We start from the raw sequence: 12,114 nt of genomic DNA, 5'->3' as shown, positions 1-12,114 counted from the left end.
CTATTCTTGTAGTTAGGTCAATGATTTTTTTTCTATTTTCAGTTTAATGCTTGTTTTTTATGCTATAATCCCCCATTGATAGCTTTTATATTGTAATATTTCTATTTTAATGCTTATGTTACGTTATTTTATCTGGTTACTATCACTTATCTTTATTGTAACGTTAATGGTACAATCACACTATTATCCACAACTGCAATTCAATAGTTTTACCCAGCGTTTACTCCATCCATTTGACCACCGTGTGCGTTATCGTATTGGCGAAATTGATCCACGTTTTGGTTTATCTGAACAGGACGTAAAAAATCTCATCCAACGTGCGACTTATATTTGGCAACGGGATACAGGCAAATCATGGTTTGTTTACGATAAAGATGCCCGTTTAACGGTCAATTTTATTTTTGATGAACGTCAGCAAACCACATTAGATTATCAAAAAACACATCAAAATATCCAACAAATGAAGCATTATCAACAACAAAATGCTCAGACTTTAGAGCAAAATCGTGCCAATTTAGATCGTGAATTTAATGCTTTACAAGCGGAAATTCGCCAACTCAATCAACAATATGACCATCTTAATGCTCAATTTCAACACACACCGCCAGAACATCAAGTACAGCTACACGCACAATTAACTCAACTTGAGCAACAAAAGCACTTTTTACAGGCAAAAGCTCAATCTTTTGAGTCTAATCAGCAACGCTTTAATCAACAAGTTCAGCAATACAATCAACACGCTCAACAAGTAGATTACGCTATTCAACAAGCCTATATTAAATTCCGCCCACGAGAGTTTCATAAAGGTATTTTTAACGGACGTGAAATTAATATTTATGAATACCAATCGCAAGATGATTTGATTTTAACACTCGCACATGAATTTGGTCATGCTTTAGATTTAGACCATAATGATGACCCAACTGCTCTGATGTATCCTATGGCTCAAAAGCAAGATTTAGCTAATTTTCGCTTAAAACCTGCTGATATTAAAATGTTAGAGCGTTGAGTTACTTTCTCAATCGCAAGCATAAATCCGCCAAAATAAAGCCCACCACTGCTCCACCAATATGGGCTAAATGGGCAATATTTTGTCCCAAAATAGACCAACCACTGATTTGAGCAAAGAGCTCATAAATCACCATAAAAGAAACAAAATATTTCGCTTGAATCGGTTTAGGAATAAATAAAAACTCTACTTGATGATGGGGATACAGTCGTGCAAATGCAGTTAATACACCAAAAACTGCACCTGAGGCACCGATTGTTTTTTGCCAATATTCACCCAATGCAGAAAGTGCAATCTCTCGACTTTGTTCGGGTGCATAAATTGTACCTTGTGCTAATTGTTGATAAATTTGTGTTTCACTTAAGCCATATTGCATGAGCTGTGCAACGCTTTGTGAAAGTTGATAATCCGCATAAAACAAATGCAATGCTGAACCAGCAAATGCAGACATCAAAAATAAATCAACAAAAATTTTGCCGTCCCCAAACGATAATACACCGCAATACCAAAACTCCACAATGCAAACATATTGAAGAATAAATGCCCAAAGCCTTGATGACTAAATATCGATGTGAGCCATTGCCAATGTTGATAATCAGCATGAATAGGTAACCATAATGCCAGTATATTTTTCACATCAGGCTGTAAATTGATGATAGCAAACACAACGATATTAATCAAAATAATCGTATAAACTATCGGTGCATCTTTGATATAGCGAAGTAACATAGCAATCAGCCATAAAAAACGTATCAGCATTTTAACTGATACGTTCCATTATGCAACATATTTTAATGAATTAACGTAACTTTAATGTCATCAAACCAAAAATCACCAACATAATAGTAATAATCCAGAAACGAATGACGATTTTAGTTTCTTTCCAACCTTTCTTTTCATAGTGATGATGAATCGGTGCCATTAAAAATACACGTTTATTACGCAAACGTAGCGAGCCAATTTGTAAGAAAACTGACATCGCTTCCCACACAAATACACCACCCATAATGGCAAATACAATCTCTTGACGTACCATGACCGCAATCGTGCCTAATACTGCACCTAAAGCGAGAGAACCAACATCGCCCATAAACACATCGGCAGGTGCTGCATTAAACCATAAAAAGGCAAAACCCGCCCCTGCAATCGCTGAACAAATAATGACTAATTCTGATGCATAATTAATATAAGGAATATGTAGATAAGTCGCAAAACGCACATCACCAGACAAATAGGCAAATACCCCTAAACCAGCTGCTACCAAAATGACAGGCATAATTGCCAAGCCATCTAAACCATCAGTAATATTCACCGCATTTGACGCACCATTAATTACTAAATAAGTAAAGGCAATAAATAATAAACCAAATGGTACAGCACTAAATGGTACAGCATAAATTTCAGATTTAATAAAAGGTAAGGTTAAATCCAACATCGCTTTGGCAGCCGTTGGACTTTGTAATGTTGAGATATAATACAAACTAATCCCTACACCTAATGCCCCAACCGATGTCCAGAAAAACTTTTTGCGTGCAGGCAAACCCGCATTATTTTTATAACGAATTTTAATCCAATCGTCTGCCCAACCAACTGCACCAAAAATAACCATTACAGCTAATACAATCCATACATAGGGATTGCTTAAATCAGCCCATAGCAATGTTCCCACCATAATAGAAAACAGGATTAAAATCCCGCCCATCGTTGGTGTACCTTGTTTAGCACCATGATCGACAAATTGACTGACTGATTGACCATATTTTAATGCTCGTAACTTAGCAATAAACATCGGTCCAAACAGTAACCCAAAGCCTAAAGCAGTGAGCATGGCAAGCATTGCCCTAAAATTCACATAACGGAAAACATTAAAAAAACTATACTGTTCAGCAAGTTGTTGAAACAACCAATATAACATTTAGAAACTCTCCAACAGAGCATTTAGCACGTTTTCCATTTTGGTATAACGTGAACCTTTAAATAACATTGCGATGGTAACATCTTTTGAATACGATTGAATTTTTTGTTGCAATAATGCGATTAATTCAGCTTGATTTTGACTTATCATCGTTTCAGCCTGAGCGTGTTGTGCTGTTTTTGCTCCTGCCAAAATATCTGACGAAAATTGACCAACACTATATAAAAAATCAATCGGTTTTTGTACCAAATCTCGACCTAAAGCAAAATGTTCCGACTGTGCTTCATCGCCTAATTCACCAATATCGCCAATCACCATGATTTTAATATCAGCATTTTGTTGTGATAATACATCAGCAGCGGCACGCATCGAGGTCGGATTAGCATTATAAGTATCATCAATCAAGGTATATTGATATTTTTGAATAAAGTTTAACCGTCCTTTTACCCCTTGTGCAGTTGCTAAACCACGTTGAATATCTGCTAATGAAATATTTAAAGCCAATGCAAACGCAATCGCATTCAATGCATTATACACATTATGCTCGCCTGCAAAGGGTAAATCGATATGAATTTTACCTTGGGGCGTAACCGCATCAAAACTTGATGATTGAGCAAAAAGTTGAATATTTTCAGCATAAATATCGCCTGATGTATCTTTACTTACAGCATAATGACGATAATTTTGACTCGCTTGTTTTAATTGTGCTGCAAAATCATCATAAGCAGGGTAAACTGCTACACCATCATGTTGAATATGCTGATAAATCTCTGATTTTGCTTTACAAATCCCTTCACGTCCACCAAATTCGCCCATGTGTGCTGTACCGATATTAATGACCCCAGCCACATCTGGACGCACTAAATTCGCTGTATAATCAATCTCACCAAGATGATTTGCCCCAAGTTCAAACACCGCATAACGATGGTCTTGACGCAATTCTAATAACATCATCGGTACGCCCAAATCATTATTGAGATTACCACGTGTGATGAGTGTTTCACCTAAACGAGCAAAAATACTACCGAGCATTTCTTTGGTTGTGGTTTTTCCACTACTGCCTGTCAATGCAACCACTTGTAAATTTTGACATTCTGCACGGCGATATGCCCCCAAATGCCCTAATGCTAAACGTGTATCCGCCACAACTAATTGTGGAACATCGATGTCAGCAATGACTCGTTGCACAATCACACAACTTACCCCTTGCTCCGCCACTTGCTTCACAAAATCATGGGCATCAAAACGTTCGCCTTTGAGTGCTAAAAAGGCATCGCCTGCTTGGGCTTGACGAGAATCAGTAACAATACGTTGAATAGCGTGTTTGGGCTGTATTGCATTGTACCATTGCCCTTGTGTCGCTTGTTGTAAATGTTGGCTTGTCCAAGCATCTAAACGGGCGGTACTTGTGGTTGATGTGTGCATACTATTTCTCTAATACTCTCTAAATTTTAATATCAATCATAAACACTTATGTTAGGCTTCCACCGTATTTGGCAAGGCACAACCCAAACTATCGACCGCTGATTGTACTTCGACCACATCATCAAACCAATGACGCACACCATCAATCTCTTGATAATTTTCATGCCCTTTGCCTGCAACCACCACAATATCACCTTGTTGAGCGTGTTTCACAGCATATTTAATCGCTTCACGGCGGTCAAGAATCGATTGAACATCGGCTTGAGCTAAACCATCAACCGCCATCATATCTGCCATAATTTGTGCAGGGTCTTCAGTGCGTGGATTATCAGACGTTAAAATGATTTTATCAGCATAATCCATCGCGACTTGGGTCATCATCGGGCGTTTTCCTCTATCACGGTCGCCGCCACAACCAAAAACTGCCCACAATTTCCCATCAACATGATGGCGTAAACTCATCAAGACTTGTTGCAACGCATCTGGCGTATGGGCATAATCAACAATAAATAAACGCTGGTGTTGCGTATCACTAATGGTTTGCATACGCCCACTTGCCCCTTTTAATTGTGGTACAAGTTGGATAATATCTTGTAAATTAAAACCTAATTTTTCTACACTAATAATGGCTTGTAATACATTAGCAACGTTAAATTTACCCAATAATGGACTACATACCGCAAAAGTTCCACTTGGTGAATGTAGATTAAAATTTGCACCATTCAAGCTGAATAACACATCACTAGTATAATAATCAGCCGTATTATCTTTCATAGAAAAACGGATAATATGTGGTTGAGCTGAATTATTCTTTGCTTTTTCCAACATTAAATCAGCATAATCATCATCTTGATGAATAATCGCATATTTTAATGATGTAAAACTAAATAATTCAGCTTTGGCTTGGGCATATTGTTGCAACGTACCATGATAGTCCAAATGGTCTCGGCTTAAATTACTAAAACTTGCCACTTCAATCGGCAAACCTGCTAAACGCCCTTGTTCTAATCCATGCGAGCTAGCTTCGAGCGACAAAAATTTCGCTCCTTGTTGGCTATATTGATAATATGATGATTGTAATTGTAATGCGTCCAATGTGGTATGTGTTGATGGGACTAAATTTGGCAAAATACCATTACCCGTGGTTCCCATCACTGCAGTTGGCTGTTGTAATAAGGTTAATAATTCAGCAATAAGTCGTGAAACAGTCGTTTTCCCATTAGTACCTGTAACTGCCACCACACGAGCTAAATCTTGTGCTTGTTGAACTTGTAAATATGCTTGTTGTATTTCCCCTAGATATTGTCGCAAGTATTTAAAATATAAAATATTTTTATTTTTCAATTCTGGAAATTTTTCCGCACATTCATCACTATAAGCAAATTCACTAAACTCTGTTACTACCGCTAAAGCTCCATTTTCCAAGGCTTTATTGATATATTGTGCCATCTGTTCGGCAGTGGAATTTGTCCCTTTTAATGCGATAAAAATCTGTCCTTTCTCGACCTTACGGCTATCCAATACAAAGCCCGTAAATGCTTGTACCTGCCAGTCCGCTGTATGACTTGGTGCTGATGAATGGATATCAAGAGATAATGTTTTTAATATTTGATTAAATGTTGTCATGGTATTGATTACCTCAATTCTACTGAGTATCTTAAGATTATGTTTCAGGTTTATCTAGTGGCTCATTTAACAAACGTAAAGTCTCTTGCATAACACGAGAAAATACAGGTGCAGCAACGACACCGCCATAATGTCCACCTTGTTTTGGATCATCAACGACAACGATCATCGCAAAACGTGGATTACTTACAGGTGCTAAACCTGCAAATAATGAACGATATTTATTTTTTTCATAGCCTTTACCATCTTCACGTAATTTATGAGCTGTACCTGTTTTACCCGCTACACGATAACCCATAATATTTGCTTGTGTTGCGGTACCCCCTTTATGGGTTGCTTTTTCCATCATCAATACCACTTGCTCGGCAATCACAGGATCTAAAATTTGTTTACCTTCAGGCGTTTTCTCTACTTTATATAAACTTAATGGTAATTTAATCCCTTTATTGCCTAACATTGCATAAGCTTGTGCTAATTGCAACATACTAACATCTAAACCATAGCCATAAGCCATCGTACCTACCGTTGGAATAGTCCAATTTTTTTCAACCTGAATCTTACCAGACACTTCTCCTAAAAAATTTGCTGATGTTTTTTGTCCAAAACCAAGCTCACGATAAAACATCGGTAAGGCTGATAAAGGTTCTGCCAAGGCAATTTTTGCCACACCTACGTTTGATGATTTGACAATAATATTGGTTAAAGACAATGTACCATAGTTGTGCGTATCACGAATGGTACTACCGCCCAATTTCATCGAACCCGGAGAAGTATTAATGGTACTATTTGGTGTATATTTTCCTGTGCGTAAACCCATAGCAATACTAAATGGCTTAATAGTCGAACCGGGTTCAAACTGATCGACCGCACCACGATTTCGTTTACCAAAATTATCACCACGACTATCAGGGTCATTTGGATTATATGATGGCCAAGTGTTCATCGCCAAAATTTCTCCTGTATGCACATCAACAATAATGCCACTTGCATAATTCGCCCGATGATTTTGCCCAACACGTGCTAACTCACGGTATAAAACATATTGTAGCCGGCTATCCAAACTCAAATGAATATTTTCACCTGCTTTTTCTTCTTGAATTACTTGTTGCGTTTTGATTTTATTGCGTTCTTTATCACGCATAACCACCGCTTCACCATCTTGACCACGCAGACGTTGATCTAACTGTAATTCTAAGCCTTCAATGCCCACACCTTCGGCATTAGTCATACCAATAATTTGTGCATTAGGCTGTGCTTGTGGATAATAACGCTTATATTCAGTATTAGCACTAACACCAACTAAGTTTAATTTACGGATTTCATCAACATCTTGTGGCGATACTTCTTTTTTCAATTCAACATAACGCTTATTTTCTGCCACATATTGATTGAGTTTTTGCTCAAATGGTGTAATATCCATATGCAGAATATCAGCTAATTTATTTAAATCAAAACTTTTATTTTGGAACTGTTGTACCACACGTTTTGCTTTCATATCATTTTGATTTCTATTATATTTTTCACGTGCTTCATCAGCAATTTTCTTTTGTTCAAAATAAAAAGTAGGGTCAATAAATACTGTCATAACAGGCGAACTAATCGCTAATGGCACACCATTACGGTCAAGTAACATTCCCCGCATAGCATGTGTTTTTTCTTTACCAATAATACGACTATTAGCTTTATGACTATAAAATTGTTGGTCAATAATCTGCACATAAAATGCACGCCCCAATAATAAGAGCATGAATACTACCACACAAAACCACACAAAATAAAAACGATTATGATATAACTCAAACGTTTCTGCTTCAGGTAATAAATTTTTTTGTGATAAAAATTTTTTAACCTGCTCCTGTAACCATTGCATATTAAATTTATTCATGGCGGTTATCTTCTTTATTATTTTGTGGAATATGAATCACGATACGTTGCTGATAAGCAGGAGAAAACATCGACATCTGCATGGTTGCTCGTGTAGCAATTTGTCCACTGGCACCAAAAGTTTGCTTTTCAATCAACATTCGTCCCCATTCGATATCAAGTTTATGTGTTTGTTGTTTTAATTCATTAAGCTGTTGATATTCTTTACGATATTTAAAGGTTTGATGCACCACACCAATCGCATTTGCCAATATCAACAAAAATAAGATAGTATAAATGGTAAATGAATGTAATATAAGATCTACACCACGTATCTCTTCCCACGCCTGTGTTTGTGTAATTTTTGCCTTTAGTTTAGGATTTTTAGTATTACGCTTAACTGTTTTAAGCAAACTACTTAATAATGAGGCTTGCTCTTGCTTCGTTTGTTCATTTGACGTTGAAACATCTAATTCTTCGATATTATCATTAGCATCTGCTGATGTATCCATTTCGGGCATTTGCGTTTCAACTTTTTTACGCACACGTGGACGTTTTGCTTTAGTCAATTGCTCGTCTAAATGCTGTTCATTATCATCATGCTCATATTGCTGTACATCTTCATATTGAGATGTTACATCATCTTGTTCAGGGCGATTAATCCGTCTACTCATGCTAAACGCTCCGCAACTCTTAGCCATGCACTACGCGAACGAGGATTATCTTTCACTTCCTGTTCACTTGCTTTTACACGGTCAATTTTCTTTAAACGGCGAGTATCTTGTTGTTGTGGTAAACCCCAGCCTATATCTTCAGGTAATGTACTTTCTTGTTGAATAAATTGTTTAATCAAGCGATCTTCCAGTGAGTGAAAGCTAATCACTGCCAATCTTCCTTGTGGTTTTAATAATTCCACTGCTTGCGGTAAAAATATTTCAACATCATCTAATTCTTTATTGATAGCGATACGAATTGCTTGGAACGTGCGAGTTGCAGGGTGTTTATATTTTTCCCATTTTGGGTGAGCATTTTTTACAATGTCAGCTAATTCTGCTGTTGTAGCAATATCGCCTGCTTGTTTAATCGCTTTGGCAATACGGCGACTATAACGCTCTTCTCCATATTTATAAATAATATCAGCCAATGCAGTTTCATCAATGTCTAATAACCATTCACGAGCGGTTTGTCCTTGTGAATTATCCATACGCATATCTAATGCACCATTGTGCATAAAGCTAAATCCACGTTCTGCTTGGTCAAGTTGCGGTGATGACACACCTAAATCCGCCATAATACCATCAATATGCATAATATCACGTTGATTTAATTCCATTTTTATATCCGCAAAACTGGCATGAATAATGCTAAAACGTTGGTCTTGTTCGGCTAACTGTGTTGCTACAGCAATCGCTTCTGGGTCTTTATCAAAAGCAAAAACCTGTGCGTTTTCATCTAATTTGGATAATAATAAACGTGTATGACCACCACGTCCAAATGTCGCATCCACAAAAACACCTGTTGTACGTTGTGCCAGCACAGCATCGACAGTTTCATGTAATAAGACGGAAATATGACTCATGATGGATACTTTTAACAAATGAAAAAATAACACTATATTATGACTGAATTTACATTAAGATACAAATAAGTTTTTGTAGATTTTTGCTAATCAATATATTAAGTCATTGAACCATTTATATGATGTGTCAAAATGCAGAATATCTAAATGAAACAAATGATATGACCCCACATCTTTTAAAGGCGGTTGCTGATTTGCTCTGGAGAGCGACCTAATGTATTTGCAATTTTGCTCGTTCATTTATGCGAAGATGTTTGTAAGTGTTCATAGTTACCTTTATATTTGTGTAGTAACAATATTATAAGTAATTATGAACACCTTTTCACTTGTTACACTTAGAGTGTATATTCAAGGAATTAAAACGTATAAATTTGGTTACTTCCAAATCTCTGGATTAATACCTTTATTTTGTAATTGTGGGTGTTCTTCTAATTTAAATACAGGCTCTTTTTTATCCGCTATTTGACGCTGATAGTCTTTCAACACTACCCAAACCACAGGCGATAAACAAATAATCGCACCTAAGTTAATCAATGCCATTACCGCCATAATAGTATCGGCAAAATTCCATACCGTTGATGCTGATTTAACCGCACCAAAATACACAAAGAACAATACTAACAAACGGAAGACTAACAATAATTTCGGATTATCTTTTAAAAAGCGGATATTGCTTTCTGCATAGGCATAATTCCCCACAATCGTGGTATAGCAGAATAACAGCAAAATAAAGGCTAAGAAATGTACACCCCATTCACCAATATGATAATTTAATGCGTGTTGCGTTAATACAACGCCTTTTAAGGTTTCACTACCATAATTATCGCCTAATAAAATAATCACCGCAGTACAACTACATACTATCATGGTATCAACAAATACACCAAACATTTGAATCAAACCTTGGCTAACAGGGTGCTTTACATCTGCGGTTGCTGCTGTATTTGGTGCTGAACCCATACCTGCTTCATTAGAATATAAGCCACGTTTAATCCCCATCATCATCGCTTGTGAAATGACACCGCCAAAAATACCACCCACAACCGCTTGTGAACTAAATGCACTTTCTAAAATAATAGCAATCACATTAGGAATTTGTGGCATATTCATAGCTAAAATTACCATTGCCACTACTAAATACACCAATGCCATGAATGGTACAACTACAGATGTAAATTGTCCGATACGTTTTACTCCACTAAAAATAATCACCGCAGTAAAAATGACTAATGCCAAACCGACATATTCTGCATTCCAATTCCATGCATGATGTGTTGCTTCAACAATTGAATTCGATTGCACCGCATTAAAGGCGAAACCGAAAGTAAAAATTAAAATAATTGCAAAAATAGTACCTAACCACGGTGCTTTTAGACCTTTAGTAATATAATACGCAGGTCCACCACGAAAGGTATTATCAGGATTTTTAGTTTTATAAACCTGTGCTAAAGTTGATTCAGCAAAACCACTACTCATGCCAATCAATGCAGTAATCCACATCCAAAACACCGCACCTGGTCCACCTAGAGCAATAGCAGTTGCCACACCACCGATATTACCCACACCCACACGGCTGGCTAAACCTGTAGCAAATGCCTGAAATGGTGTGAGTGATTGACCTTTAGTGGCTCTGCCTAACCACATTTCACGGATACTTTGTGGAAATAGGCGTAATTGTACTAAACCTGTAGTAATAGTAAAAAATAAGCCAACAAATAATAAAACCACAATGGTAATATCCCATAATGGACCATCAACTTTTTTAACAAACCAAATTAGAAATTGGTCAAAGTTATGTAAAATTTGTTCAAATAAATTCATCGTGTTTACTCAAAAAATTATGCAAATAAAAATCCCCTAAATGAAATTTTAGGGGATAAATCATATATCACTTTCAAGATGGTTATTTAACCATACTTTTGTTTGATTGACAAGTTATTACATAATTACATTTGAATAACAACAATTGCTTTAGAATGGTAAATCATCATCTAAATCTGGTGTAGCACCTGCTGTGTCATTATTATTCATTGATGGTGCAGATGTTGAGCTATTGTTAAACCCTGCTGATGGATTTTGGAAACCTTGACCACTGGCAAAACCTGCTTGACTATTTGGGTTATTAAAACCACCACCTTGTGCAAAATTATTTTGTGGTTGGTTAAAGCCTGCTGAATTATAACCTGCGTTTGGTGCATAACCATTTTGTTGATAGTTTGCATTACCATAACCGCCTTGACCGCCATAGTTATTTTGTCCATAACCTTGACTGCCCCAATCCCCGCCATTATTTTGACGGCTATCGAGCATTTGCATATTATTGCCACGAATTTCAGTAACTGAACGGTCTTGACCAGTTTCTGGGTCTTTCCATTGACGTGTATGTAACGAACCTTCAATATAAACTTTTGAACCTTTACGCAAATATTGTTGTGCAATTTCACCTAAACGATTATTTAAAACAATACGATGCCATTCTGTGCTTTCACGGCGTTCGCCTGTATTTTTATCATTCCATACATCGCTTGTTGCGATAGAAAATGTTGTAATTGAACCGCCATTTGGGAAAGTTTTTGTTTCTGGATCTCGCCCAAGTGTACCAACTAAAATAACTTTATTAATACCACGCATATTTCATCGTTCCTTAAGAGTCTGTTTTCACGCTCTAATCTTAACTTTAATATCAAATCGTTATGA

General features: G+C 36.8%; 11 protein-coding genes. 1 reads left to right on the top strand and 10 read right to left on the bottom strand.

The window, feature by feature from the left end:
* Positions 1-166 precede the first annotated feature (166 nt).
* Complete coding sequence (locus tag LU301_RS00875) at positions 167-1,009, top strand: matrixin family metalloprotease (protein ID WP_305271647.1); 843 nt, start codon at positions 167-169, stop codon at positions 1,007-1,009.
* 1 nt (position 1,010) lies between these two features.
* Here the strand turns inward: LU301_RS00875 and LU301_RS00870 are convergent, their stop codons facing one another.
* The 10 genes from LU301_RS00870 to ssb form a co-directional block, all read right to left on the bottom strand.
* Positions 1,011-1,460: a rhomboid family intramembrane serine protease gene (locus LU301_RS00870; RefSeq protein WP_305271645.1), complete on the bottom strand. Its 450-nt coding sequence runs from the start codon at positions 1,458-1,460 to the stop codon at positions 1,011-1,013.
* Positions 1,460-1,768: a rhomboid family intramembrane serine protease gene (locus LU301_RS00865; RefSeq protein ID WP_305271642.1), complete on the bottom strand. Its 309-nt coding sequence runs from the start codon at positions 1,766-1,768 to the stop codon at positions 1,460-1,462. The genes LU301_RS00870 and LU301_RS00865 overlap by 1 nt, the downstream gene beginning before the upstream one ends.
* Positions 1,769-1,808: 40 nt before the next feature.
* Entirely contained in the window at positions 1,809-2,924 is a 1,116-nt protein-coding gene (gene mraY / locus LU301_RS00860) for a phospho-N-acetylmuramoyl-pentapeptide-transferase (RefSeq protein WP_305271640.1), read from the bottom strand.
* Positions 2,925-4,349: a UDP-N-acetylmuramoyl-tripeptide--D-alanyl-D-alanine ligase gene (locus LU301_RS00855; protein ID WP_305271638.1), complete on the bottom strand. Its 1,425-nt coding sequence runs from the start codon at positions 4,347-4,349 to the stop codon at positions 2,925-2,927.
* A 51-nt stretch (positions 4,350-4,400) separates the two neighbouring features.
* Positions 4,401-5,975: a UDP-N-acetylmuramoyl-L-alanyl-D-glutamate--2,6-diaminopimelate ligase gene (locus LU301_RS00850; protein ID WP_305271636.1), complete on the bottom strand. Its 1,575-nt coding sequence runs from the start codon at positions 5,973-5,975 to the stop codon at positions 4,401-4,403.
* Between the two features lie 37 nt (positions 5,976-6,012).
* Positions 6,013-7,860 (bottom strand): peptidoglycan D,D-transpeptidase FtsI family protein, encoded by a 1,848-nt coding sequence (locus LU301_RS00845; protein WP_305271633.1) that lies wholly within the window; start codon positions 7,858-7,860, stop codon positions 6,013-6,015.
* Positions 7,853-8,512, bottom strand: a complete 660-nt coding sequence (ftsL, locus tag LU301_RS00840) for a cell division protein FtsL (protein WP_305271631.1) — start codon at positions 8,510-8,512, stop codon at positions 7,853-7,855. Before ftsL ends, LU301_RS00845 begins: the two co-directional genes overlap by 8 nt.
* Complete coding sequence (gene rsmH, locus LU301_RS00835) at positions 8,509-9,417, bottom strand: 16S rRNA (cytosine(1402)-N(4))-methyltransferase RsmH (protein WP_305271628.1); 909 nt, start codon at positions 9,415-9,417, stop codon at positions 8,509-8,511. Before rsmH ends, ftsL begins: the two co-directional genes overlap by 4 nt.
* Positions 9,418-9,792: 375 nt before the next feature.
* Positions 9,793-11,238 carry an alanine/glycine:cation symporter family protein gene (locus LU301_RS00830; RefSeq protein ID WP_305271626.1) on the bottom strand — a complete coding sequence of 482 codons (1,446 nt, stop codon included), beginning with the start codon at positions 11,236-11,238 and terminating at the stop codon, positions 9,793-9,795.
* Positions 11,239-11,388: 150 nt separating this feature from the next.
* A complete protein-coding gene (gene ssb / locus LU301_RS00825; protein ID WP_305271623.1) occupies positions 11,389-12,048 on the bottom strand; it encodes a single-stranded DNA-binding protein in 660 nt (219 codons plus the stop codon).
* Positions 12,049-12,114: the final 66 nt, after the last annotated feature.

The organism is Moraxella sp. ZY210820 (assembly GCF_030674635.1).
Taxonomy (GTDB): domain Bacteria; phylum Pseudomonadota; class Gammaproteobacteria; order Pseudomonadales; family Moraxellaceae; genus Acinetobacter.
This window is presented reverse-complemented; position numbering and strand designations above follow the sequence as displayed.

Bases quoted from the DNA above. Each gene is read 5' to 3' on its own strand.
- ssb (WP_305271623.1), bottom strand. From the start codon at position 12,048: ATGCGTGGTATTAATAAAGTTATTTTAGTTGGTACACTTGGGCGAGAT.
- LU301_RS00875 (WP_305271647.1), top strand. From the start codon at position 167: ATGGTACAATCACACTATTATCCACAACTGCAATTCAATAGTTTTACC.
- LU301_RS00865 (WP_305271642.1), bottom strand. From the start codon at position 1,768: ATGCTGATACGTTTTTTATGGCTGATTGCTATGTTACTTCGCTATATC.
- LU301_RS00830 (WP_305271626.1), bottom strand. From the start codon at position 11,238: ATGAATTTATTTGAACAAATTTTACATAACTTTGACCAATTTCTAATT.
- LU301_RS00850 (WP_305271636.1), bottom strand. From the start codon at position 5,975: ATGACAACATTTAATCAAATATTAAAAACATTATCTCTTGATATCCAT.
- LU301_RS00845 (WP_305271633.1), bottom strand. From the start codon at position 7,860: ATGAATAAATTTAATATGCAATGGTTACAGGAGCAGGTTAAAAAATTT.
- mraY (WP_305271640.1), bottom strand. From the start codon at position 2,924: ATGTTATATTGGTTGTTTCAACAACTTGCTGAACAGTATAGTTTTTTT.
- LU301_RS00870 (WP_305271645.1), bottom strand. From the start codon at position 1,460: ATGTCTGCATTTGCTGGTTCAGCATTGCATTTGTTTTATGCGGATTAT.
- LU301_RS00855 (WP_305271638.1), bottom strand. From the start codon at position 4,349: ATGCACACATCAACCACAAGTACCGCCCGTTTAGATGCTTGGACAAGC.
- rsmH (WP_305271628.1), bottom strand. From the start codon at position 9,417: ATGAGTCATATTTCCGTCTTATTACATGAAACTGTCGATGCTGTGCTG.
- ftsL (WP_305271631.1), bottom strand. From the start codon at position 8,512: ATGAGTAGACGGATTAATCGCCCTGAACAAGATGATGTAACATCTCAA.